The 22,304-nt window shown below is 67.7% G+C and carries 23 protein-coding genes; 14 read left to right on the top strand and 9 right to left on the bottom strand.

Annotation, left to right across the window (positions count from 1 at the left end):
- The first annotated feature begins 328 nt into the window (after nucleotides 1–328).
- Genes ACFWH5_RS12470 through ACFWH5_RS12480 form a run of 3 tightly spaced genes read left to right on the top strand, consistent with a single transcriptional unit; the run spans nucleotide 329 to nucleotide 2,871 of the window.
- Nucleotides 329–1,912 (top strand): molybdopterin-dependent oxidoreductase, encoded by a 1,584-nt coding sequence (locus ACFWH5_RS12470; protein WP_378835045.1) that lies wholly within the window; start codon nucleotides 329–331, stop codon nucleotides 1,910–1,912.
- A gap of 39 nt (nucleotides 1,913–1,951) precedes the next feature.
- Complete coding sequence (locus ACFWH5_RS12475) at nucleotides 1,952–2,440, top strand: molybdenum cofactor biosynthesis protein B (protein WP_378835046.1); 489 nt, start codon at nucleotides 1,952–1,954, stop codon at nucleotides 2,438–2,440.
- Nucleotides 2,437–2,871, top strand: a complete 435-nt coding sequence (locus ACFWH5_RS12480; protein ID WP_378835048.1) for a molybdenum cofactor biosynthesis protein MoaE — start codon at nucleotides 2,437–2,439, stop codon at nucleotides 2,869–2,871. Before ACFWH5_RS12475 ends, ACFWH5_RS12480 begins: the two co-directional genes overlap by 4 nt.
- 19 nt (nucleotides 2,872–2,890) lie before the next feature.
- On the opposite strand, the gene ACFWH5_RS12485 is transcribed toward ACFWH5_RS12480, so the two are convergent.
- From ACFWH5_RS12485 to ACFWH5_RS12500, 4 genes are read right to left on the bottom strand one after another with little or no spacing between them, the layout of a single operon-like run.
- Entirely contained in the window at nucleotides 2,891–3,124 is a 234-nt protein-coding gene (locus ACFWH5_RS12485) for a MoaD/ThiS family protein (RefSeq protein WP_378835049.1), read from the bottom strand.
- On the bottom strand, nucleotides 3,121–3,600 hold the full coding sequence (moaC, locus tag ACFWH5_RS12490; RefSeq protein ID WP_378835051.1) for a cyclic pyranopterin monophosphate synthase MoaC: 480 nt from the start codon (nucleotides 3,598–3,600) through the stop codon (nucleotides 3,121–3,123). The genes ACFWH5_RS12485 and moaC overlap by 4 nt, the downstream gene beginning before the upstream one ends.
- Complete coding sequence (glp, locus tag ACFWH5_RS12495) at nucleotides 3,597–4,841, bottom strand: gephyrin-like molybdotransferase Glp (RefSeq protein WP_378835052.1); 1,245 nt, start codon at nucleotides 4,839–4,841, stop codon at nucleotides 3,597–3,599. Before glp ends, moaC begins: the two co-directional genes overlap by 4 nt.
- Nucleotides 4,838–5,608 (bottom strand): HesA/MoeB/ThiF family protein, encoded by a 771-nt coding sequence (locus tag ACFWH5_RS12500; protein ID WP_378835053.1) that lies wholly within the window; start codon nucleotides 5,606–5,608, stop codon nucleotides 4,838–4,840. The genes glp and ACFWH5_RS12500 overlap by 4 nt, the downstream gene beginning before the upstream one ends.
- 128 nt (nucleotides 5,609–5,736) lie before the next feature.
- On the opposite strand from ACFWH5_RS12500, the gene ACFWH5_RS12505 reads away from it, so the two are divergent.
- The 5 genes from ACFWH5_RS12505 (at nucleotide 5,737) to moaA (ending at nucleotide 9,929) form a co-directional block, all read left to right on the top strand.
- Nucleotides 5,737–6,129: a molybdopterin-binding protein gene (locus tag ACFWH5_RS12505; protein ID WP_378835054.1), complete on the top strand. Its 393-nt coding sequence runs from the start codon at nucleotides 5,737–5,739 to the stop codon at nucleotides 6,127–6,129.
- Between the two features lies 1 nt (nucleotide 6,130).
- Entirely contained in the window at nucleotides 6,131–6,913 is a 783-nt protein-coding gene (modA, locus tag ACFWH5_RS12510; RefSeq protein WP_378835055.1) for a molybdate ABC transporter substrate-binding protein, read from the top strand.
- A complete protein-coding gene (modB, locus tag ACFWH5_RS12515) occupies nucleotides 6,910–7,695 on the top strand; it encodes a molybdate ABC transporter permease subunit (protein ID WP_378835057.1) in 786 nt (261 codons plus the stop codon). Before modA ends, modB begins: the two co-directional genes overlap by 4 nt.
- Nucleotides 7,692–8,732, top strand: a complete 1,041-nt coding sequence (locus tag ACFWH5_RS12520) for a sulfate/molybdate ABC transporter ATP-binding protein (protein ID WP_378835058.1) — start codon at nucleotides 7,692–7,694, stop codon at nucleotides 8,730–8,732. The genes modB and ACFWH5_RS12520 overlap by 4 nt, the downstream gene beginning before the upstream one ends.
- Nucleotides 8,733–8,843: 111 nt before the next feature.
- Nucleotides 8,844–9,929 (top strand): GTP 3',8-cyclase MoaA, encoded by a 1,086-nt coding sequence (moaA, locus tag ACFWH5_RS12525; protein ID WP_378835060.1) that lies wholly within the window; start codon nucleotides 8,844–8,846, stop codon nucleotides 9,927–9,929.
- A gap of 77 nt (nucleotides 9,930–10,006) precedes the next feature.
- Here the strand turns inward: moaA and ACFWH5_RS12530 are convergent, their stop codons facing one another.
- The 3 genes from ACFWH5_RS12530 to ACFWH5_RS12540 form a co-directional block, all read right to left on the bottom strand.
- Nucleotides 10,007–11,377: an NAD-dependent succinate-semialdehyde dehydrogenase gene (locus ACFWH5_RS12530; protein ID WP_378835061.1), complete on the bottom strand. Its 1,371-nt coding sequence runs from the start codon at nucleotides 11,375–11,377 to the stop codon at nucleotides 10,007–10,009.
- 106 nt (nucleotides 11,378–11,483) lie between these two features.
- Nucleotides 11,484–12,407 carry a cyclase family protein gene (locus ACFWH5_RS12535; RefSeq protein WP_378835062.1) on the bottom strand — a complete coding sequence of 308 codons (924 nt, stop codon included), beginning with the start codon at nucleotides 12,405–12,407 and terminating at the stop codon, nucleotides 11,484–11,486.
- Between the two features lie 15 nt (nucleotides 12,408–12,422).
- A complete protein-coding gene (locus ACFWH5_RS12540) occupies nucleotides 12,423–13,142 on the bottom strand; it encodes a cupin domain-containing protein (protein WP_378835063.1) in 720 nt (239 codons plus the stop codon).
- 167 nt (nucleotides 13,143–13,309) lie between these two features.
- On the opposite strand from ACFWH5_RS12540, the gene ACFWH5_RS12545 reads away from it, so the two are divergent.
- From ACFWH5_RS12545 to ACFWH5_RS12570, 6 genes are all read left to right on the top strand, one after another.
- The gene (locus ACFWH5_RS12545) at nucleotides 13,310–14,203 is read left to right on the top strand and encodes an FCD domain-containing protein (RefSeq protein ID WP_378835065.1); all 894 of its coding nucleotides are present in this window, start codon (nucleotides 13,310–13,312) and stop codon (nucleotides 14,201–14,203) included.
- Nucleotides 14,204–14,295: 92 nt separating this feature from the next.
- A complete protein-coding gene (locus ACFWH5_RS12550) occupies nucleotides 14,296–15,933 on the top strand; it encodes an ABC transporter substrate-binding protein (protein WP_378835067.1) in 1,638 nt (545 codons plus the stop codon).
- A 116-nt stretch (nucleotides 15,934–16,049) separates the two neighbouring features.
- Nucleotides 16,050–17,039: an ABC transporter substrate-binding protein gene (locus ACFWH5_RS12555; RefSeq protein WP_378835068.1), complete on the top strand. Its 990-nt coding sequence runs from the start codon at nucleotides 16,050–16,052 to the stop codon at nucleotides 17,037–17,039.
- On the top strand, nucleotides 17,029–18,042 hold the full coding sequence (locus tag ACFWH5_RS12560) for a FecCD family ABC transporter permease (RefSeq protein ID WP_378835069.1): 1,014 nt from the start codon (nucleotides 17,029–17,031) through the stop codon (nucleotides 18,040–18,042). Before ACFWH5_RS12555 ends, ACFWH5_RS12560 begins: the two co-directional genes overlap by 11 nt.
- Nucleotides 18,039–19,052 carry a FecCD family ABC transporter permease gene (locus ACFWH5_RS12565; protein WP_378835070.1) on the top strand — a complete coding sequence of 338 codons (1,014 nt, stop codon included), beginning with the start codon at nucleotides 18,039–18,041 and terminating at the stop codon, nucleotides 19,050–19,052. The genes ACFWH5_RS12560 and ACFWH5_RS12565 overlap by 4 nt, the downstream gene beginning before the upstream one ends.
- Complete coding sequence (locus ACFWH5_RS12570) at nucleotides 19,045–19,887, top strand: ABC transporter ATP-binding protein (RefSeq protein WP_378835071.1); 843 nt, start codon at nucleotides 19,045–19,047, stop codon at nucleotides 19,885–19,887. The genes ACFWH5_RS12565 and ACFWH5_RS12570 overlap by 8 nt, the downstream gene beginning before the upstream one ends.
- A 21-nt stretch (nucleotides 19,888–19,908) precedes the next feature.
- Here ACFWH5_RS12570 and ACFWH5_RS12575 read toward each other — a convergent pair whose 3' ends face one another.
- Together ACFWH5_RS12575 and ACFWH5_RS12580 are read right to left on the bottom strand one after the other, a co-directional pair.
- A complete protein-coding gene (locus ACFWH5_RS12575; protein ID WP_378835072.1) occupies nucleotides 19,909–21,150 on the bottom strand; it encodes a copper resistance D family protein in 1,242 nt (413 codons plus the stop codon).
- Nucleotides 21,151–21,346: 196 nt separating this feature from the next.
- Nucleotides 21,347–22,300 (bottom strand): alpha/beta hydrolase, encoded by a 954-nt coding sequence (locus ACFWH5_RS12580; protein ID WP_378835074.1) that lies wholly within the window; start codon nucleotides 22,298–22,300, stop codon nucleotides 21,347–21,349.
- Nucleotides 22,301–22,304 lie beyond the last annotated feature (4 nt).

Consider the following 22,304-nt stretch of genomic DNA (forward strand, 5'->3'; position numbering starts at 1 on the left):
CACGTGCGCGATGGCCATCGCGGAAGACGCGCGCCACTCGTCGAAGACGCCGCGCCACTCGTCGAAGACGCGCGCCGGGTCCGCTCGGACGTCGAGCTCGGACTTGATGATCTCGTCGGCGAGCGAGCCGATCGTGCATCCCTCGATGCAGGCGTGCTCATCGGCGACGTCGTGAGCGGAGTCAGACGGTACCGTGTCGAAGAGTCGATGAGGATCATCTGCGGCTCGAGTCGGACCTGCCGACTAATCGTCAGTACCTTCTCGACATCCGTTGCCGCATCCGCTCCGAACAGACGGAGAGGACATCATCGTGATGAAGGAGCGACACATGGCACTTTCCCACCGACAAGGTCGCACACGGTGGTACGCCTGGTCCTCGCTGGGGGGAGCGATCAGCGGTGCCGTCCTCCTCGCGACGGCTGAGGTGTTGGCATTGTTCGTCGACCGCGCGGCGAGTCCGGTCCTCGCCGTCGGAAGCTTCATCGTCGACATCGTGCCGCGGCCGCTGAAGGAGTTCGCGATCACGACGTTCGGGGAATACGACAAGCTCGTGCTGCTCATCGGAGTCGGCTTCGCAGCCGTGATCGCCTCTGCCATCGCTGGCGCCCTGGAGCTCGCGCGGCCCCCGCTCGGAACCGTGATGCTTGCGGCGGGCGGGGTGCTGTCGACCCTCGCGATCGTCACCCGCGCAGGGGGGACGCCGCTGAGTGGCATCCCGCCGTTGACGGGAACCGTCTTCGGGTGCCTCGTGCTCGCGCTGTCGGCCCGCCGTCTGCGCACCTGGCGGGATGCCATGGCGTCGTCCGACGATGCAGGTGTGGCCAGCACCGAGGTCACAAGCGCCGTCGCCCGCCGACAGTTCTTGCTGCTCGCGGGACTTGCCGGGGTGTCCGCCGTTCTCGTCGGCATCGCCTCGCGTGCGGTCAACGCGGCAGTGACCTCCGTCGAGACGATCCGCGAATCGCTCACCCTGCCCTCGGCGCGCGCGAAGGTGACCGTCCCCGGCGGCGCGGACCTGGATATCCCCGGATTGAGCCCGCTGTTCACCCCCAACAAGGACTTCTACCGGGTCGACACCGCGCTCACCGTGCCGACGATCGACCCCGAGTCGTGGCGACTGGTGATCGACGGCATGGTCGAGCAGAGAGTTGTGATGAGCTACCAGGACATCGTGGACATGGGGGTGAACGAGTACGCGATCACTCTCACCTGCGTCTCGAACGAGGTCGGCGGAGAGCTGGTGGGCAATGCGATGTGGCTGGGCGTGCCGTTGCGGGACGTGCTGAAGAAAGCGGGTGTCGACGCCGACGCCGACATGGTGTTGTCGCGCAGTGTCGACGGCTACACGGCCAGCACCCCGCTCTCAGCCCTGACCGACGAGAATCTCGACGCCATCCTCGCGATCGGCATGAACGGCGAGCCGCTCCCGCTGGAGCACGGCTTCCCGGTGCGGATGGTCGTGCCCGGCCTGTACGGCTACGTATCGGCGACGAAATGGCTCACGGAGTTGCAGGTCACGACATTCGAGAAGGACGAGGCGTACTGGACACCCCGCGGCTACAGCGCAAAGGCGCCGATCAAGTTCTCGTCGCGCATCGACACCCCGAGGCCGGGTTCGCCGGTCGACGCGGGGACGATCCCGATCGCGGGCGTCGCCTGGGCGCAATCCGTGGGCATCGAGCGCGTCGAGATCAGCATCGATGACGGCGACTGGGCTCCCGCGACGCTCTCGACGCCGATCAACGATGACACCTGGGTGCAGTGGTTCCTGGAGTGGGATGCCACCCCGGGCACCCATTATGTGGCAGTTCGAGCGGTGAACAAGAAGGGCGAGCTGCAGATCGAGGAGCGGGCGCCGATCGCTCCGGACGGAGCGACGGGGTGGCAGCGCATGCTCGTCAGGGTCGCCTGACATCAACGTGCATCCGCAGGCACCGAATAGGCTGGAGCGATGACCTCGCTGCTCGCGTGTGTGATCACCGTCTCCGATCGCTCGTTCGCGGGTGAACGTGAGGATCGCGGCGGGCCGATCGCGGTGAAGCTGTTGCGGGATGCCGGGTGGCGCTGCCCCGACGCCGAGGTCATCCCCGACGGGGCCGACTCGGTCGCCCAGGCCCTGCGTCGAGCCGTTGCCCGTGGCACACGGCTGATCGTGACGACGGGCGGAACCGGTGTGGGACCGCGTGATGCCACGCCGGAGGGCACCCGTCAGGTGATCACCCGGGAGATTCCGGGCATCGCCGAGGAACTGAGGCGCAGCGGACTCTCGGATACGCCGCTTTCCGTGCTGTCACGGGGATTGGCAGGCACCGTGGATCCGGCCGGCGCGCTCGTCGTGAATCTTCCCGGATCGACGGGGGCCGTCGCCGCGGGTGTGCCGGTGGTGCTGGCCGTGGCACAGCATGTCGTCGCTCAACTCGATGGAGGAGACCACTCGTGAACACAGTCCTGCTGGCGGAGATCTCCGAGAACCCGCTCGACGTCGAGGCGCATCTGCGTGCGGTCGAGGACCCCGGCCTCGGCGCTGTCGCCACGTTCATCGGCCGGGTGCGCGACAACGACTCCGATGCCGCCACCCCGGTCGTCGGGCTCGAGTACAGTTCTCATCCCGACGCTGCGGCCGTGCTGCGGGCGATCGCCGAGAAGGCCGGAGCCCTCGGTGCTGCGCGGGTCACGGTCGCCGTGAGTCACCGCACGGGACGGCTCGAGGTCGGCGATGCGGCCGTGGTGATCGCCGTCGCTGCGGTGCACCGTGGTGAGGCCTTCGAGGTCTGTCGAGCCGTCATCGAGGACATCAAGCGCGAGCTGCCGGTGTGGAAGCGCCAGCGGGAGGCAGACGGTTCCGCCCTGTGGAAGGGCATCGGCGGCTGAGTGCCGCCGTCATCCGGTGTCAGCCGCCCGCGAACGGCGGCAGAACGTCGACGATCCGCGCGTCCTCCAGTCGGCGGTCACCGTCGGTGCGGACACCGTCGACGAGGACCGCGCATCGCGACAGGATGCCGGCGAGCGCAGGGTGCTCGGAGATGACGGCGGCGCGGAGCGCCTGCAGTGAGCTCTCGGCGCGGTCCTCTGCGTCCGTGCCGGCCGCTTCCGCCGCCGCGGCGAAGTAGCGTACCCGTGTCATCGTTCCTCCCCTGGGCGCATCCAGTCACCGGACCGCCCGCCGGCCTTCGCAGTGATGCGCAGGTCCTCGATCACCACCGATCGGTCGAGGCCCTTGATCATGTCGACGATCGCGAGGGCGCTCACCGAGACGGCTGTGAGCGCCTCCATCTCCACGCCGGTGCGGTCGGCTGTGCCGACGGTGGCTTCGACGTGGACGCCGTCATCGGAGATCTCGAGCTCGACGCTCGCCCGGTGCACTCCGATGACGTGTGCGAGCGGCAGCAGGGACGGCGTCGACTTCGCAGCCTGGATGCCCGCGATGCGCGCCACAGCCAGCACGTCGCCCTTGGGCGCGGTGCCGTCACGCAGCGCCGCGATGACCTCGCTGCTGCAGCGAACGAAGCCGCGCGCCGTCGCCGTGCGGACGGTCGGCTGCTTGGCTGTCACATCGACCATGTGTGCGCGGCCCGAGGCGTCGAGATGCGGAAAGCTCATCCCACCAGCATGACATCGATCATGTCACCCGCGGCGACACGTGCGACCTCCGCGGGCACGATCGCGAAAGCATGAGCGCGGGCCAGGCCGCCGGCGAGATGCGAACCTGAGCCTCCGGATGTCGCGGGACGCACCGTGCGGGCCGCGAGGTCGACCTGCGCGGGCAGGTACTGACGCCGCCCCGCAGGGGTGGTCCAATCGACACCGGCGGCGAAAGGCGCACGGGGTCGGTGGATCACCGACCGGCCCTGCATCGCGAGCAGGGCCGGTCGTACGAAAACCTCGAACGACACCGCGACGCTCACCGGATTCCCTGGGAGGCCGAAGACGAGCGTCCCGGAGTTCAGGACGCCGAACGCCTGGGGCTTGCCCGGTTGCATCTCGACGCTGACGAACTCGACCTCACCTTGCCCGTCGAAGGCGCCCCGCACCGGTTCGTATGCTCCGGCGCTGACGCCGCCCGTGAAGATGATCACATCGGCGCCGCCGGAGACGGCGTCGGCGGTCACGGCATGCACGGCACGTGCGTCGTCCGCCACGCGTGTGAGCATGATCACCTCGGCATCGGCATCGCGCACGAGCTGCTCGAGCAGAGGTCCGTTCGAGTCGGGGATGCGGCCGCGGTCGGGGTGCTCGCCGGGAGAGAGCAGCTCGCTGCCGGTCGAGACGACGGCCACGCGCGGAGCGCGGCTGACGCGGACGTGATCGACCCCGGCGGCGATGACGGCCGCGCACTGGTAGGCACCCAGCCGCTCGCCGGCACGCACGACCGCGTCTCCGGCTCGCAGATCCGTCCCGCGTCGGCGCACGAACGCCCCGGCCGCCGGTGCGCGCAGCACCTGCACGTCGCCGAGCGAGTCGGCCAGACCGCCGGCGGTGTCTTCGAACGGGACGATCACGTCGGCGGCGCTGGGCACGGGAGAACCGGTCATGATCCGAGCGGCCTCACCCGGATGGAGAGGCGGGTCGTCCGACGCGCCGGCGGGCAGATCGGCGACGACGCGCAGCTTCACCGGGTTTCGGGAAGAGGCGCCCGCGACGTCCGACCCGCGCACCGCGAAGCCGTCCATCGCGGAGTTGTCGAACACGGGGATGTCGTGAGTGGCGACCGCATCTCGCACCAGCGTGCGGCCCGCTGCGTCCTGCACCGCCAGATCCACGGCGGGCAGCATGCGGACGCGATTCAGCACGCGTGCGGACTGCTCGTCCACCGTGCGGAGTGCATGCGCCGCGGACGTCATGCGTTCACCTGCGGGCGGATCATGATCTCGTGCTGCCGGGCGGAGAGCGCATCGATCACGGCCAGGCGACCGAGCAGCGGCTCACCCGCACCGGTGACGAGCTTGACGACCTCGCCTGCCGCGACGCCTCCCGCCTGCAGGCACAGTGACCCGAGCACCCCCACCTGGGCGCAGCTCGGTGGTTCGCCCTCCGAGCCCGGCGGGAACAGATCAGCGAGAATCACCGGTTGATGCTCCTCGGGCGGCGCCGACCAGAAGACGGTCACCTGTGCATGCCACTCCTGCACGGCTCCCCAGACCAGGGGGATGCCGAGTTCTTCCGCTGCGGCGGCGACATCGCGTCGTGTGTGGAAGGAGTCACTCGTGTCCACGACGACGTCGGCCCCGCCGATCAGCCGCACAGCGTTCGACGTGTCGAGTCGCACCGCCTCGGGCGCGACCACGGTCGCCGGCGAGAGGGCGAGGATCGCCCGTGCCGCGGACGCGCTCTTCGGCGTGCCGACGTCCTCGGCGCGGTGTGCGAGCTGGCGCTGCAGGTTGGTCAGTTCGACCACGTCGTCATCGATGACCGTGATCGTACCGATGCCTGCCGCTGCGAGGGCGAGCAGGACCGGCGAACCGATGCCTCCCGCCCCGACCACCGCGACGTGGGCTGCGGCGAGACGGCGCTGCCCTTCTTCGCCGATGCCGGCCAGCACGGCGTGCCGGGCAGTGCGGACCAGCTCTGCCGGCTCGAGGGCGGGGACAGGGGCGACGAGCGGCTGCATGGCACAAGATTATGCGCTGAACCTGCTGTGCCTCCATCCGCGGTGGAGAGATTGTCTTCGCCCTCCCGGCTATCCGCGATTGCGGAGTCCGGCAGTGATTTCGTCCGCATCTGCGCTAGCATCCGAGGATGCAGAACTACCGCATCGCTCGCGCAGCGCAATTGCTGGGGGTCAGCGATGACACTGTCCGTCGCTGGATCGATCAAGGGCTGCTGCGGACGACGGACGCGGTCCCGGTCGAGATTCCCGGCGACGCGCTGGCCGCCCGCGCTGTCGCGCTCGCGGACGAGCCGGTGGATCCGATCGACGCACTTTCGAGCGCACGAAATCGATTCGTCGGCATCGTGACCCGGGTGCAGATCGAGGGGCTGATGGCGCAGGTGGATCTGCAGTCGGGACCGCACCGCATCGTCTCTCTCATGTCTGCTGAGGCGGCCCGCGAACTCCGCCTCGAAGCCGGTTCTCTGGCCACCGCATCCGTGAAGGCGACACAGGTCGTCGTCGACGTTCCGAAGGTGTGACGTGCACCATCCCGTACTCAGGCCCGCCATCGTCCTCGCGGCCGCAGCCCTCACGTTCACAGGGTGCGCTTCGACGGCCGGCGCCCCCGACGCTCGCCGGCCGGTGGCCACGGACAACGGCACCTTCAGCGGCGATCTCACGGTGTACGCGGCCGCGTCGCTGCAGGCGGTGTTCGACGACATGGGCAGGGCTTTCACGGCCGCGCATCCCGAGGTGCGGTTCCGTCCTGTGTACGACGGATCCTCCACCCTCGCCACCCAGCTTCTCGAGGGCGCTCCCGGCGATGTCTTCGCCTCCGCTGACGAGAGGAATATGAGCAGGCTGGAGGAGCGGGCGCTCGATCCGATGCTCTTCGCGTCGAACACCCTCGTCATCGCCGTGCCCGCGGGCAACACGGGCGGCGTCGAGGAACTGGCCGACCTCGGCGACGTCACCACGGTGCTCTGCGCACCCGAGGTGCCGTGCGGCGCTGCCTCGGCCACGCTGCTGTCGAGGGCCGGTATTACCGTGGAACCGGCAAGTCTGGAACAGAACGTGAGCGCGGTGCTCACCAAAGTCGCCACCTCAGAGGCGGACGCCGGGCTCGTCTACGCGACGGACGTGATCGGCCGCGCAGACCTCCAGGCGATCGCACCGGAGGGCGCGGACAAGGTCGTCAACCACTATCCCGTCGCAGCGCTCGACGATGCTCCGAACGCTGACGCGGCCGAGGCGTTCGTCGCATTCGTTCTGTCGGACGCCGGTCTGGGCATCCTGGCAGAACACGGTTTCGGGGCGCCGTGAGCAGGGCAGCCGGTGGTTATGCGCCACGCGCGATCGTCATCCCCGCGCTGACCGGTCTGGCGTTCCTCATCCTTCCGCTCGCCGCCTTGGTCGCGCGCGTCCAGTGGACGAGCTTCTTCGACGACGTCACGTCGGAGACGGCCCGTTCGGCACTGCTTCTCTCTCTGGGCACCGGGCTCGTCGCCACGTTGATCTGCATTCTCGTGGGGGTTCCCCTCGCGCTGGTGATCGCTCGATCCGGTCCCAGGGTCGCCGCAGTGCTGCGCGCCGCGGTCACCATCCCGCTCGTGCTGCCGCCCATGGTGGGCGGCGTCGCCCTGCTGTATCTGTTCGGTCGTGCGGGATGGCTCGGCGGCCTGAGCCTTTCGTTCAGCACTCCGGCGGTCGTCTTGGCGCAGTCTTTCGTGGCACTGCCCTTCCTGGTGCTCGCCGTCGAGGGCGCCGTGCGAACCTCGGGCGTCGAGTACGAGCGCACCGCAGCCGCGCTCGGTGCGAGCCGCTGGACGATCCTGCGACGCATCACCATTCCGCTTGCCGCACCGGGCATCGTCGCCGGGGTGGTGCTGTGCTTCGCGCGCGCCATCGGCGAGTTCGGCGCCACGTCGCTCTTCGCCGGCAATCGTCCCGGTGTCACGCAGACGATGCCGCTGGCGATCTACACGGCGTTCAATGGCGCCGGCGTCTCGCAGGGTGCTGCCGTCGCACTCGCGCTGCTCCTGCTGGCCGCCGCGATCGCCGTGCTGCTTCTGGTGCGCGGGTGGCGACCGGGATCCGTGCGATGAGCGTCATCGAGGGGCTCCACGCGCGGATCGTCGTGGAACGAGAGCACTTCGTCGTCGACGTCGCGCTCGGTGTCGCGGCCGGCGAGACGGTCGTCGTCATGGGACCGAGCGGCGCGGGCAAGTCCACGCTGCTGCAGGCACTCGCAGGCCTGGTGCCTCTGGATGACGGGGAGATCGTTGTCGACGGCCGGGTGGTCGACCGCGTCACAGGCTCCAGGGTGCGCGCGAAGCCGATGCGCCGTGGTGCCGTACTGCTCGGGCAGAATCCGCGATTGTTCCCCCACCTGTCGGTGCGTGAGAACGTCGCCTTCGGGCCTCGCGCCCTCGGCACCGACATCCGTGCCGCGCGGCGCGATGCCGAGGACTGGCTCCGACGCGTCGGGCTCCCTGGGTCGGGTGAGCGCATGCCGCACGAGCTCTCGGGCGGCGAGGCCCAGCGGGTCGCCGTGGCCCGCGCGCTCGCGGCGTCCCCGCGCATCGTCCTGCTCGACGAGCCTCTCATCGCGCTCGACACCGAGACCGCGGGAGATATCAGGCAGATGCTGCGCGATCAGCTCGCTTCGAGCACGACCATCGCTGTCACGCACGACGTCGCAGACGCGGTCGCGCTCGCGGACCGGCTGGTCGTGCTCGAAACGGGCCGCATCACGCAGGAGGGCCCCGTACGCGAGGTGCTCGCTGCACCCGGATCCCGCTTCGTGGCCTCGATCGCCGGCCTCAACAGGATCGTCGGGGCGGTGAGTGACGGCGTGTGGAGGGCGGGAGACCTGCATCTGCCGTGCGCGCAGCCGGGTCCGGGCACGCTCGCCGCAGTGTTTCGACCGACCGATGTCCGCATGGGCGAAGCGGTCGGCGGAGAGCCATCCTGGGACACCGTCGTGACCCGCATCGAGCCCACCCTCCTCGGGGTGCGCGTAAGCAGCGCGGCCTCGGTCGTCGCCGACTTCTCGCTCATTGAAGCGGGTGGCCTGTCTCCGGGCGACCGGATCCGCGTGCACGTCGCCCCCGCGAGGGTGGCGTTCGTTCCCGTCTCCTGAGTCCCTCCGGACTCTGCCGCCATGGGGGAAAGCGCCGCAGTCCTGTGCGTTCCGAGCGGGTAGCCTCCGCGAAGGCTATTCTCAGAAGATGTCGTGGGAACAGGAGAGGCGATGACGGCGGTTCCGGTCACGATCGGCCGGCGGACAGTCGACCGCGATGTCCGTGCCCACCCGGACGGTCCGCGCGATCGTCTCGTCGACACGCACGGCCGGGTGCACCGCGACCTGCGCATCTCACTGACCGACCGATGCTCGCTGCGGTGCACCTATTGCATGCCCGAGCAGGGGAACGAGTGGCTCGCCCGCACGAGCATCCTCTCCACGGACGAGGTGATCGAAGTCGCCGAGGTGGCGGCGCGACTGGGCATCCGTACCTTCCGCCTCACCGGCGGAGAGCCGCTGCTGCGACCCGACATCGTCGAGGTCGTGCGGCGGATCTCGCGTATCGAAGGTGACGACGGGCCTGTCGAAGTCGCGATGACCACCAACGGCATCCGGCTCGCTGACACGCTCCCGCAGCTGATCGATGCCGGCCTCACGCGATTGAACATCAGCATCGACACCATTCGAAGGCAGCGCTTCGCCGAACTGACCCGGCGCGATCGCTTGGACGACGTGCTCGAGGGGATCGCCGCCGCGGCGGCATCCGAACTTCGCCCGTTGAAGCTGAACGCCGTGGCGATGCGCGGCGTGAACGACGACGAGCTCGTGGATCTCGTCCAGTTCGCGATGGAGGTCGGCGCGCAGCTGCGGTTCATCGAGCAGATGCCTCTCGACGCCGGTCACACCTGGGATCGCGCCTCGATGGTCACTCGGGAAGAGATCCTCGCCACGCTCGGAGAGCGGTGGCGCCTCGATCCCGTGCCCGGGCGGGGAGGGGCACCCGCCGAGCGTTGGCGTCTGGATGGTGGCCCGCACGAGGTCGGTGTGATCGCATCGGTGACCGCGCCGTTCTGCGGCGCGTGCGATCGGCTCCGGCTGACGGCCGACGGCCAGTTCCGCAACTGCCTGTTCTCGCTGGCAGAGTACGACCTCACGGCCGTGCTGCGACGCGAAGCGCAGTCTGCTCCCGCTGAACGCGCTGAAGCGATCGCCGGTCTGCTGCGATCATGCGTGCACGGCAAGCTCGCCGGGCACGCGATCGACGATCCGTCGTTCCTGCAGCCCGTTCGGGGCATGAACGCCATCGGCGGCTAGCACCGAGCCACGATCCCGCCCGCCCCGGCGAGGCCGGAGCCGGCCGACGCTCGGGAACGGCCGGACGCCGAAGGCGCTTACCGGGCCGGCCCGAACCACACCGTCTTCGTGTTGGTGAATTCGCGAAGGCCGTATTCGCTCAACTCTCGTCCGTAGCCGGAGTGCTTGATGCCTCCGAACGGAAGCCGCGCGTCTGAGGCGACCATGCCGTTCACGAAGACCGCACCGGCGTCGATCTGCGGAACGAGAATGCGCGCCCTCTCCATGTCGCTTGTCCAGAGCGCTGACCCGAGGCCGTATTCGCTGCGATTCGCGAGATCGATGGCCTCGTCCGGTCCTTCGACGCGGATCACTGCGGCGACCGGGCCGAAGGTCTCCTCGTCGAAAGCCGCCATGCCGGGGGTCACGTGATCGAGGATCGTGGGCTCGTAGTAGTTCCCCGGCCCGTCGGGCACGCTTCCGCCGAGCCGCAAAGTCGCGCCGGACGCAATGGTGCGCTGCACCTGCTCGTGCAGAGCGTCCCGCAGATCGCGGCGGGCAAGAGGGCCGACCCTCGTCGACTCGTCGGCCGGATCGCCGACGGCGAGCGCCGCGGTCTTCTCGACGAACAGTTCGACGAAGCGGTCGGCGACGCTGCTCTCGACGATGAAGCGCTTCGCATTGACGCAGCTCTGACCACTGGTGTTGAAGCGCGAGGCGACCGCCGTGGTCGACGCCGCCTCCAGATCTGCGTCGGCGAGCACGATGAAAGGATCCGACCCGCCGAGCTCGAGTACCTGCTTCTTGAGAACGGCTCCCGCCTGCGAAGCCACCAGCGCGCCGACCTGGCTCGACCCGGTGATGGTCACCGCGGCGATGCGGTCGTCGGCGATCAGGCCGGCGACATCGCGCGAAGGGATGAGGAGCGTCGAGACCAGTCCGGTCGGGGTGCCGGCGCGAGTGATCACCTCCTGGATGAGCTGCGCGCACTCGGGCACGTTCGCGGCGTGCTTGAGCACTGCGCCGTTGCCTACGGCCAATGCGGGTGCGGCAAAGCGGAAGAACTGCCAGAACGGGTAGTTCCAGGGCATGATCGCGAGCACCACGCCGAGGGGTTCGAACACCACCGAGCTCTCCTCGGCGTTGGACTCGATGATCTGGGGCGTCAGGTAGCGCGGAGCGTTGTCCGCATAGTGATCGAGCGTCACGGCCGACTTCTCGATCTCGGCACGCGACTCGATGATCGGCTTACCCATCTCGCGGGTGATCGCCTGCGCGTAGCGTTCCGCGTCTGCCCGCAGTTCGTGTGCGATCGCGCGCAGAAGCTCCAGCCGGGTCTCGAGCAGCGTGCGTCGCCAGTTGCGCTGTGCTGCGGTGGCCGCGTCGAGGGCGGAGTCGACCTCGGCCGGGCTGTGCGTGCGGAACTCGGCGATGCGCTCGCCGGTTGCGGGATTGACGGATTGCAGCATGTGCTCTCTCCAGGTGTCCGCGATCGTTCAGAGATCGGCCGATTGGTATTTATAAGATAGATAATACCAACACTGCACAACGGGGTGGGCGGTGAGCTTGTGGCAGCTAGAAGGATGCGAGCGGGTTGACCGGCGAGCCGGTGCCTCCGGGAACGATGAGCGGTGCGACGGTGAGCATGAAGTCATACCGGCCTTCTTCGGCGCACGCCTGCGCGAGCGGCTCGAGCAGGCAGTTGTCGATCAGTGCCATACCGTACGAGAAGATCGCGGCGTGCACCGTCCACGGCAGCCCCCACGGATTGGGTGCCGCGTCGAGCATGTCCCAGCCGAGCACGGCGGAGTCGTGGTCGCGCAGGAAGTCGAGACAGGAAAGGTGCAGTCCGGGTCGTCGGCTCCGGCCGTCGGCGGTACGTTCCGAGCCCCACACGGGATTCTCCGCATCCCAGGCTGCTCGACCGGAGTACACGAACACGGCGTCTCCGGGACGCATCCGGACGCCTTGCGACGCCGCGATCGCCTTCAGCTCGCCGCCGTGGACGGGCGTCTCGTGGGTGACATATGCGCCGTTGCGGAAGCGCGGCACGTCCAGCAGCACGCCGCGGGTGAGGATGCCGCCGCCCCACCGCTCGATGCCTCCCCATCGCGCACCGCGTGAGGTGAGCTCGTCGACGGGATCTCGTCCCTGCCACATGCCGTTCTCATCCCACGCATGCGCCAGGGCATCGATGTGCGTCGTGGCGAGACCGTGGTACTCGATCCCGTAGAAGTCCGTGGCGATCCCTCCGGTTCCCCGCTCTGCGACGGAGAGGAGGTGCTGGGCGGGGCGCGGGATGTCCGGACGGGGTCTGGTCGGGATGGGATGACTCAACGAGACCATCCGGCCGGTGCGCACCAGCGCTGCCGCCTCGACGCGCTTCTCAGCCGTGACGAGGTTCAATGCGCCGAGCTGATCGTCGTCGCCCCAGCGGCCCCAGTTCGCGCGCTCGCGCAGCATCCGATGGATGTCCGCCGAACGGAGTTCATGGTGCATGAGCTCGCCGGTCGCTCAGAAGGCGGTGAGCACAGTTCGGAAATGCCGCACGTCGGGAGTCGTCGACACCGAGTCGGAGATCAGTCGACGCCATTCGGCGAACGCTTCAGAACTCCGGAAACGGTCGGTGTGATCCTCACTGCTGTCCCAGCTGACGACGAGCTGGTACTGGCGTGGGTCCTCTTCGGATTGCTCCAGCACGAGTGATCGGGCGCCGTGCGCGGCTTGGAAGAGCGGTGCCGCGTGAGCGACTGCGGCTTCGAAGCGCTCGTTCGCTCCTTCGTCCACCGTGATGCGTGCGACCTCGCGAACTCCGCGGGCGCGTCCGTCACCGTGCTCGGCATCGATGCGTCCGCGCTCTCCCGAAGCGACGATCGTCCGGGACGCATCGACTGAGGCGTACGTCCAGAAGATTCGCATCGGCTTCTTCGTGGAAGCGTTCTCGAAATGGTGCGGGATGTTCGCCGGCACCAGAGTGGTGTCGAAGGTCCTCAGCGCGGTGCGCACCCCGTCGATGTCGACGATGGCATCGCCCTCGATCACCATCACGGATTCCGTGACGTTATGGGTATGGTGGGCGATTCGCGCACCCGGGTCGAAACTGGTGATGCCGTTCAGGAACGCCGTGGCGCCGCGTTCCCTCGTCGTCAGGGGTGTGGTGCGGGCGCCGCCACCTCGATCATTGGATGCGAGGTCGCCCGGCCTGAAGATCTGCGGCTTCAGGAACGTCGTCATGTGAGGCTCTCCATCGCGATCACCCTAGCCGCGTTTGTGGGATTTTGGAAGTGCATAGTGCCAAAGGGCGTTCCGACGTCCGCGTCCGAGGCGCTTCCGCACCGTTCGGCGTGGGCGAAGGGGGTGTTCGTGCGGTTTGAGATGATGAGGGGAGATCGGAGGAATCGATGGCGCTGCAAGATCGGATGCAGGGCGAAGCTGACGACCTCGCCGCGCGGCTGCGTGCGGAAGTACTTCTGTACCTCAAGCGCGAAGCCCCTGCCGTCGGCACGCCGCTGACCGAGCGCGGCCTCGCGGAGCTGCTCCGGGTGTCGCGGTCGCCGGTGCGAAGGGTGCTCAGAGATCTGCGTGAAAGCGGGTACATCTCCCAGTCGGAGACCGGTCGGTATCAGGTCGCGCGTTCCGGTGACTCGATCGGTGAGGTCTCCCCGCCGGGGGCGCGCGATGAAGAGGTCTATGTGCGCATCGCATCCGACCGCTTGGATGGCCTGCTTCCTGATCGCGTGACCGAGAACGCCCTCCTGCGCCGTTACGACCTCACCCGCTCGCGGCTCTCGCAGCTCCTCATGCGCATCTCTCAGGAGGGGTGGATCGAGCCGCTGCCTGGCTACGGATGGCGTTTTCTGCCGGTCCTGACATCGCTCAAGTCCTACGCGAACAGCTACCGGTACCGCGCGGTCATCGAGCCCGCGGCGATACTCGAGCCGACGTTCACCCTCGACCGGGACGCGCTCGAGCGGCGCCGAGAGGAGCAGCGATCGTTGGCGGATGGCGGCGTGCGCAGTGTCAGCGGTGCGGAACTCTTCGACCTCAACACCAGGTTCCACGAGACGATCATCGAGTGCAGTGGAAACGACTTCTTCATCGAAGGTCTGGCTCGAATCAACAGAGTCCGTCGTCTGATCGAGTATCGACAGGCACTGGTCCCCGAGCGTGCGTCCATCCGGTGTCGCGAGCACGTCGCGCTGGCGGATCTCATCCTCGCCGGTCGCCTGCCGGAGGCCAGTGAGTTCCTGCGCGATCACATCTCGACGGTGCTCCCGGAGAAGACCCGTGACTGAACATTTTGGTACTGACGCTTCCTAAAATACCATTGGAGTCGTAGGGTGACCCTTCGTAAAGATTCCCCTGCCGACACATCCGAGGAAGCACCATGAGTTCATCTCTCCGCCGCGCGGCCGCCGCCGCGAGCTTGGTCTTCACCTCGCTCGCCGTCACTGCTTGCGGTGCCCCGGTGCAGTCCGTTCACGGCGAGACGTCGACGAACGTGATTCGCGCCAACACCACGGATGCCGCTGTGGGCCCGCTCGACACCGCGACCTGGTTGATCGCCAAGGAGCCCGCAACCTCGGACTTCGACGATGGCGCATCGACGTCGAACACCGACATCGTGATGTCCAACGTGTGCGACAAGCTCATTCAGTTGGGCACCGATCTCACGGTGCAGCCGAGCATCGCCACTGATTGGGAATGGGTGTCGGACTCCGAACTCGTCTTCACTCTGCGCGACGATGTCATCTTCCATGACGGCACGCGGATGACTGCGGACGACGTCACATGGTCGATGCAGCGCCACATGGCTGAGGGCGCGAAGCAGAAGAACCAGTTCGCGACCGTTGCAGGGGTTCGCAAGACCGGCGATCATCAGGTCACCTTCGACATGAAGCAACGTGACGCGATCATCACGAACTCGCTGGCCAACGGAGCCGGCGTCATCTGGAATCGCAAGGTCATCGAGGCGCAGGGGGACAGCTTCGGGACGCCGGCCGGAGTCGACGCGTGCTCCGGTCCGTTCACGCTCCAGTCGTGGGAGTCCGGCTCTCGGATCGTGCTGAAGAAGGCCGAGAACTACTGGAACACCGAGCGCGCGGCGAAGACCGACGAGGTCATCATCAAGTGGGGGAGCGACGACGCGATCGCGAACCAGCTCAGCACCGGTGCGGCTGATGGTGCGTACTTGGAGAACCTGTCCATCGCGGCCAATCTGATCCACCGCGATGACATCACCGTCGTGCAGGGCGAAGACACGCGGGTGTGGAACCTCATGGTGACCGAACGCGGGGCTCTCACGGATCCGCGGCTGCGCCAGGCCCTCTCGCTTGTGCTCGATCGTGAGGGCATCAACACGACGGCGTTCTCCGGGCTCGGCCCTGCGTGGAGCCAGCCCATCGGCTCCGCGGTGTGGAGCTTCGAACGAGACAAGTTCGAGGCGGCGGACGCCGAGCTCGAGTTCGCGCCGGTGACGGTGACCGATGAGAACATCGCCAGAGCGAAGGAGCTCGTCGCCGAGGTCGGCGATACGCAGGAGATCGTCGTCGCCACCGACGGTGAGGCGATTCGTTCCACGCTCGCAGAGGCGGTCGTCAGCGCCGGCGAGACCATCGGGCTCGATGTGCGGATCCTCCGCATCCCGACGGCGCAGTACGGTGATTACTACGGAGACGACTCCGTGCGCGGCCAGGCCGACCTGTTCTCGGACGACTTCTTCGTCTCGACGTACGATCCGGTGGGCTTCTACAAGAACGGCAACTCGGAGTCGAGCGTGGAATGGCTGCTGAAGGACCCGGAGTACGACGCGTTGATCGCGCGCGCCCGCGCCGCGATGGACGATTCGGAGCGCGCTGATCTGGAGATCGAGCTGGCTCGACGCTGGAACGAGACGCTGCCGTGGATCAGCGCGAACGCGACACCCAGCACCGTGGCGTTCTCCGACGAGGTGACGGGCGTTCCGGCGTCGGGCATCTTCCGTTACTACCCGTGGGCTGCGGATCTCGGTGCCGCGGAGGAGTGAAGCGCAGCGTCTGCACGGACTCGTGCAGGACGGACGGTTCGATGGCCACCCCATCCGACTCGTGTAAGGTTAGGCTAGCCTTGCCTCTCGGTCCGTGCGTCAATCGAAAGCAGATCATGTCCTTCCTTCCCCCGCCCTCCCGTGGACGCGGCTTCGCTCTGGCCGGCAGAGCGGTGCTGGTTGCTTTCGCGATGGCACTGTTCGGTTTGAGCGGATGCGCCGCGGCTCCCTCGGGTGCGACGGCAGACGGTTCGATACGATCGGCGCAGTCCGGGGGGCGCGTGATCGATCACGAACTGGGGGAGACCGAGGTTCCTGAGACGCCGGTCCGTGTCGTCGCCCTGGAGTTCTCGTTCGTGCAGGCGCTGGACTCTCTCGACGTCGTGCCGGTCGGCATCGCGGACGACGATGATCCGGCTCGCATCGCGCAGCTGCTCGGCAAGGAGATCGACTACGCATCGGTGGGCACGCGGCTCGAGCCGAACCTCGAACTGGTGAGCAGTCTCCGGCCGGACCTGATCATCGCCGACGTGACCAGGCACGCGGCCATCTACGACCAGTTGCGGCAGATCGCCCCGACGATCGTGCTCAACAGCTGGGAGGGCAGCTACGCCGACATCAAGGCATCGGTGGTCACGATCGCCGACGCACTGGGCGATCAGGCAGCCGGTGAGCAGGCAGTGGCCGAACATGAAGCGCGGATGGCCGAGTACGCTGCGCGGATCCCTGCTGATGAGGATCGTCGGTTCCTCTTGGCTGTCGCAACGCCGGACGCGATGAGCCTGCACACGTCATCGGCTTTCACCGGTTCGGTTTTCGAAGCGCTCGGTGTCACCGCGGCGATGGAATCCGATCAGCCGGTCGAGTCCGGTGTCGGGATCGAGCGCCTGATCGATGTCGATCCCGATGTCTTGTTCGTCGCTGTGGACGCACCGGGAACGGTGCTGGAGCAGTGGTCGAAGAGTTCCGTGTGGGCGTCGATGTCGGCCGCGCGCGACGATGCCGTGTACGAAGTGAACCGCAATCAATACGCTCGCTTCCGCGGGCTGCAGACGGCAGAGCTCATCGCCGAGGACATCGTCGAGAACATCGCCGGTGACCACTGAGCTTTTCACGGCGAGACGTCGCGCGCATCCCGCCATCGCATTGACGGCGACCTTGGGAGCATTGCTCACTGTCGTCCTGCTCAGCTTCGGTATCGGCCCCACGGGCATCGGTTGGGAGCCGTTGATCAGCGCCGTCGTCGGTGACGAGCCCGGCCGGCTGCGCAGCCTGGTCTTCGAGGTGCGATTGCCTCGCGCAGTGCTCGCGGTGCTGGTGGGTACCGCGCTCGCCGTGGCGGGCCTGCTCGCACAGGCGCTGACCCGTAACCCACTGGCATCGCCTCAGACGTTCGGTATCAACGCCGGCGCGGCTGTCGCGATCGTGACAGCCACGATCGCCTACCCGAATCTCGGTGTGTTCGGTACGGGGGCAGCGTTCGCGGGTGCTCTGGTCGTCGGTGCCATCATGTGGGCTTTGTCCGCGACGAGTTCCGTCAGCGTGGTGGGGCTCGCACTGGCCGGCATGACGATGCAGATCGTGCTGTCGGCGCTCGTGCAGGCGATCCTCATCATGAACAACTCCACTCAGGACCTCGTGTTCTGGCTGGCCGGTTCGATCGCGGGCGCGCAGTGGGAAGACGTCGCCGTTCTCGCCCCAGCAGCGTTCATCGGCGTCTGCGCCGCCTTTCTCGGCAGGAGGTCATTCGCGCTGCTCAGCCTCGACCCGGCAACGGCCGGGAGCCTGGGACAGCACTCCGCACGCGTCTCCGGCATCGCCGCGATCATCGTCGTGGTCCTCGCCGCGTCCGCCGTCGCGGTCGCCGGACCGATCGGATTCGTCGGGCTCATCGTTCCCCACATCGCACGAGGAATGGTGGGCGCGCGCTTCGCCACCCAACTCGTCGCCTGCACGGTTCTCGGCCCCCTACTTCTGCTCAGCGCTGATGTCCTGGCGCGACTGGTCGCGTTCCCGACGGAGATCCCGGCCGGAATCGTCACCGCGTTACTCGGAGCCCCGACGTTCCTGTTCCTGGCGGTGAGGGCGAGGCGGGTGCGAACGGGGTGAGCGATCGCAGACGATATTCGCGCAGCACTCCGGTCGTCCGCTTCGCCGCCGTGGCTGCCTTCGCCATCATCATCGTACTCCTCGTGTTCGCCAGCGTCGGGCTCGGAGCGGTACCGCTCAGCCCGATCGCCGTCGTCGAAGGACTGCTCGGGGGCGACCAGTCCTTCATCGTTCAGCAGTACCGGCTACCGCGCGTGTGGGTCGCCTTTCTGGCGGGGGCAGCGCTGGCCGTTTCCGGTGTGCTCCTGCAATCGGCGGTGCGCAATGCCCTGGCATCTCCCGACGTGGTCGGCGTCACCAAGGGCGCCGGTCTGGGCGCGGTGGTGGCGACGACCATGGTCCCGCCGTCCGCACTTTTCGTGGCCGTCCCGCTGGGCGTCGTCGTCGGGGCGGGATCGGTGGCGCTCGTGCTGCTCAGTGTGGCGCGGATCGTGGGCAGCCAGGGCACGACGCTCGCCCTCGTCGGCGTCGCAGTCGCAGCTCTTGCCGGAACGGGCATCCAATTCGCGATGGTCGCGTCTCCGGATTCCGCGGACCAGGCGATGGTCTGGCTGGCTGGCAGCGTGTATGGCAGCACTCCCGCAGATGTCATCCTTCTTCTCGTCTGGCTCTCGTGCTGCCTGCCGCTCGTGATCTTCTGCGCCGCACGACTCGATCTGTCCGCCTTCGGCGACGACACTCAGAGCAGTCTCGGAGTCATCGCGACTTCCAACCGGGCGTTCTTCGTGGTCACCGCCATCGCGCTGTCCGCCGGTGCCGTCGTCGCGGTGGGAGGGATCGGGTTCATCGGCCTGCTCGCGCCGCACCTCGCGCGGCGGGTCGTCGGATTCAGGGCCCGCTGGCTGATGCCGACGGCGGCGATGCTGGGGGCCGCGCTGCTGATGTTCGCCGACCTCGCCGGGCGCGTGATCGCCCTACCCAATGAGATCCCCGCGGGTATCGTGGCCGCCGTGGCTGGAGGGCCCTACCTGCTTGTCCTGCTGATCAGAGAGGCCAGGGGTCATGGCTGATTCGTCGACGCCCGTGCTGAAGGCGCGCCGCCTGTCCGTCGGGTTCCGTGCGGACGTCCCCATCCTCGAGAGTGTCGACATCGCGATCCCGCCGGGTCGCATCACGGCGCTGATCGGTGCGAACGGCAGCGGCAAATCCACTCTGCTGCGCACCCTCGGGTCGGCGTTGGCCCCGCTGGGCGGAAGCGTGCTGCTCGACGGGGTCGATATGCGGTCGATCACACGCCGCCGGCTCGCACAGGCGGTTTCACTGCTGCCGCAGCAGCCGGTCGCCCCCGAAGGGATCAGCGTCCGCGGACTGAGCGAATTCGGTCGACACCCCCATCGGGGCTTTCTGCGACGCGCGACCCCCGACGACCGGCAGATCGTCGAACGCGCACTCGCATCGGCAGGGCTGGCCGACCTCGCCGACCGCCCGCTCGATGAGCTCTCAGGAGGGCAGCGCCAACGGGCATGGATCGCGATGTCGCTCGCGCAGGACACCCCGATCATGCTTCTCGACGAGCCGACCACCTACTTGGACATCGCGCATCAGCTGGAGATCCTCGACCTGCTCGCGGATCTGAACGCCCGGCGAAGGACCACGATCATCATGGTCGTTCACGACCTCAACCACGCCGCGCACTACGCGCATCATCTGATCGCGTTGCACGGCGGACGAGTGCATGCGTCCGGGCGACCGGAGGAAGTGCTCACCGAGGGCCTGGTGCATGACGTGTTCGGGGTGGGTTCCGTGGTCATCGAGCATCCGATCACCGGTGGCCGCCTGTGCCTGCCGCTGCCGCGCACACCCACCGCGCACGCCGGCCACGCGGCGGGTGGACGCTCAGTCTGACGCATCAATGTCCTGAAGCGCTCACGCGCGAGGGTTGTGTTCCTGCGGTCCGCTTTCGCCCGCGAGCGCAAGATGGGCTTCCGGATTGGGAACGCCCTCACCTCGCGCTCGTTCGATCGCCGCCTGAAGCCGACTGTTCAGCGCGAAGGAGATCACCAGGATGACGATCAGCGCCGCGGTCGCGAAGAACATCGTCGAGGTCGCGTGTGCCTCTCCGGCACCGGATTCTTCGCGCGCGCTTCCGTTGAGGAACGGAACGACCAGCAGCACGGCGAACCCGATCGTCGCTTCCAGCACGATGATCTGCGGGAAGTGCCGCACAGCCATCGCGAAGAGACCATGCTGGTCTCCGGATGCGCGCAGCCGTGCGATGCGCGGGATCATGACGTACTCATTGAAGACGCCGATCGCGATGAGGATGCCGACGAGCACGATCTTGAGCAGGAGGATCCGTCCGAAGGTCGTGGTCACCAGCTCCATCGGCGTGCTGACCACGCTCCAGACCATCCACAGCCCGGAGAGGATGATGCCGGCCACGCAGACCTGGGCGATGCGGCTGAACCGATCCCACATGTGCGCCCAGATCAGGCCTGCCGGAGCGGTCAGGCGCCGCCGGGCGGTGCCGAGAAGCGCGAGCGCGATCAGTCCGCCCACCCAGATGCTGCCTGCGAGAACATGAACGTAGCTGGGCAGCCGCGCCATCCATCCGTCCGCATCTCGTGCGACGAGATCGCCCGACAGCCCGAGGCTGACCGACGCGATCGCGGTGCCGATCGCCGCGACCCCCGCGATGAGGTCGACGTGCCTGCGCGACGCGGGTGCGAGCAGTGACACCAGCAGCAGCGCGCATATCGCGAAGGTGGCGAACTGCACCAGCACCATCGATCCGAGCGGAATGCCACTGCCGCCTGCGGAGGCGGTGAGGTATGCCCAGACGCTCTCCGGCAGCAGCGCACGATCGTATGGCAGGTTCTCGCTGGCGCGGGCAGCTTTCCCTGCGAGCTGAGGCCACAACGACAGTAGGAAGATCACACCCGATATGGCGAGGACGATCGCAGAGCGCTGGCGCAGGATCATGGTGTTGCGCGCACTCGTCTCGTGCGACCGCAACGCGCTTCGAAGCGCGAGCGAATGGACCACGGTGGAGCCCATCACCATCGTGAAGCCGACGAAATAGGCCCACTTGGTGATGCCTCGCCATGCTGCGGGTAAGGCGTAGGGGATCGTCTCGTCGGCCGCGGCCGACTGGACCAGAACGGTCACGACATCATGCACGAGCCGACCTCCGTAGCGCGATCGACGGTGTGCGTAGGACATCTGAGAGGTGCATCGTTGGTTCCTCCATCGGTTGGCCATGCCGCCGCCCGGTTGCGTCGACAAGGTGGGAATCAGAGTTGAGCGGCGATCAGCCGCAGACAGCGTCGGCCGCGGTCCGCGTGCCGGACCTCCACTTCTGCGCTCACGCTCGCGGTGAGAGCTCGTCCAGTACCACAGCGAACCGTGTGCAAAGCTCACGCGCAGCATCCGCCGCGGTGCGGGAGTGCGCTGTCATGCCCCAGAAGCCGTGTGGAAGCTGCGGGCAGATCTGGACGGAGGCCGGTACGCCGGCACGGTCGATGAGCACCGCATAGGCGATCGCGTCGTCCCGGAGGGGGTCGATCATCGCGATGTTCAGCACCGTGGGCGGAAGCCGGTCGGCGCGCGGGTCCAGCAACGGCGAGAACTCGGCACTCCGGCGGGTGTCAGGGTCGGGCAGGACACGCTCGAGATACCAGCTCAGCGCTCGCGTCGACAGCCCGAGGCCATCGGCGAAGAGGCGGCGGGATTCGAAGTCTTCGGTGGCGTCGAACCACGGGTACGCGAGCAGCTGAGCCAGCATCGGCTCGTTCCTGCGGGCGAACTCTCTGCTCGCGTTCGCGGCCAGGTTCGCCCCAGCGCTCACTCCGGCGACCGCGATCCGCGGTGTCTTCACCTTGAGTTCCGCGGCGCCCCGCGGCGACCTTGCCCATTCGACGGCGTCGAAGGCATCATGCAGGGCGGCCGGGAAGGGATGCTCGGGAGCGAGCCGGTAGTCGATGGACACGACCGTGCGGCCCGTGATCTCGGCGAGCTCCGCCGCCTGACCGTGATGAGTCTCCAGATCGCCCGTAACGAATCCGCCGCCATGGAAGAAGAGGATGACCACGTCGTCGTCTGCGCCGACGTCGTACACCCGCACCGGCATCGCACGATCCGCGCTCTCGATCACGATGTCGCGCGTGGGAATGGAGCCCTCGCACGGAGCGGGAGTACGCGCAAGCCGGCCCTGCCGTGCCTCCTGTGTGGTCTTCTCCCAGATCGGCGGCGAGGATGCGGCGTGCCGTTGCAGTTCGGCCATCACCTCCGGATCCATGTCGGGATGCGCGTCAAGCACAGCA

The sequence above is a fragment of the Microbacterium sp. NPDC058345 genome (assembly GCF_042723855.1).
Taxonomy (GTDB): Bacteria; Actinomycetota; Actinomycetes; order Actinomycetales; family Microbacteriaceae; genus Microbacterium.

What these genes read in the sequence shown, in the direction of transcription:
- ACFWH5_RS12470 (WP_378835045.1), top strand. Translation starts at nt 329, where the DNA reads ATGGCACTTTCCCACCGACAAGGTCGCACACGGTGGTACGCCTGGTCC.
- ACFWH5_RS12475 (WP_378835046.1), top strand. Translation starts at nt 1,952, where the DNA reads ATGACCTCGCTGCTCGCGTGTGTGATCACCGTCTCCGATCGCTCGTTC.
- ACFWH5_RS12485 (WP_378835049.1), bottom strand. Translation starts at nt 3,124, where the DNA reads ATGACACGGGTACGCTACTTCGCCGCGGCGGCGGAAGCGGCCGGCACG.
- moaC (WP_378835051.1), bottom strand. Translation starts at nt 3,600, where the DNA reads ATGAGCTTTCCGCATCTCGACGCCTCGGGCCGCGCACACATGGTCGAT.
- glp (WP_378835052.1), bottom strand. Translation starts at nt 4,841, where the DNA reads ATGACGTCCGCGGCGCATGCACTCCGCACGGTGGACGAGCAGTCCGCA.
- ACFWH5_RS12500 (WP_378835053.1), bottom strand. Translation starts at nt 5,608, where the DNA reads ATGCAGCCGCTCGTCGCCCCTGTCCCCGCCCTCGAGCCGGCAGAGCTG.
- ACFWH5_RS12505 (WP_378835054.1), top strand. Translation starts at nt 5,737, where the DNA reads ATGCAGAACTACCGCATCGCTCGCGCAGCGCAATTGCTGGGGGTCAGC.
- ACFWH5_RS12520 (WP_378835058.1), top strand. Translation starts at nt 7,692, where the DNA reads ATGAGCGTCATCGAGGGGCTCCACGCGCGGATCGTCGTGGAACGAGAG.
- moaA (WP_378835060.1), top strand. Translation starts at nt 8,844, where the DNA reads ATGACGGCGGTTCCGGTCACGATCGGCCGGCGGACAGTCGACCGCGAT.
- ACFWH5_RS12530 (WP_378835061.1), bottom strand. Translation starts at nt 11,377, where the DNA reads ATGCTGCAATCCGTCAATCCCGCAACCGGCGAGCGCATCGCCGAGTTC.
- ACFWH5_RS12535 (WP_378835062.1), bottom strand. Translation starts at nt 12,407, where the DNA reads ATGCACCATGAACTCCGTTCGGCGGACATCCATCGGATGCTGCGCGAG.
- ACFWH5_RS12540 (WP_378835063.1), bottom strand. Translation starts at nt 13,142, where the DNA reads ATGACGACGTTCCTGAAGCCGCAGATCTTCAGGCCGGGCGACCTCGCA.
- ACFWH5_RS12545 (WP_378835065.1), top strand. Translation starts at nt 13,310, where the DNA reads ATGGCGCTGCAAGATCGGATGCAGGGCGAAGCTGACGACCTCGCCGCG.
- ACFWH5_RS12550 (WP_378835067.1), top strand. Translation starts at nt 14,296, where the DNA reads ATGAGTTCATCTCTCCGCCGCGCGGCCGCCGCCGCGAGCTTGGTCTTC.
- ACFWH5_RS12555 (WP_378835068.1), top strand. Translation starts at nt 16,050, where the DNA reads ATGTCCTTCCTTCCCCCGCCCTCCCGTGGACGCGGCTTCGCTCTGGCC.
- ACFWH5_RS12570 (WP_378835071.1), top strand. Translation starts at nt 19,045, where the DNA reads ATGGCTGATTCGTCGACGCCCGTGCTGAAGGCGCGCCGCCTGTCCGTC.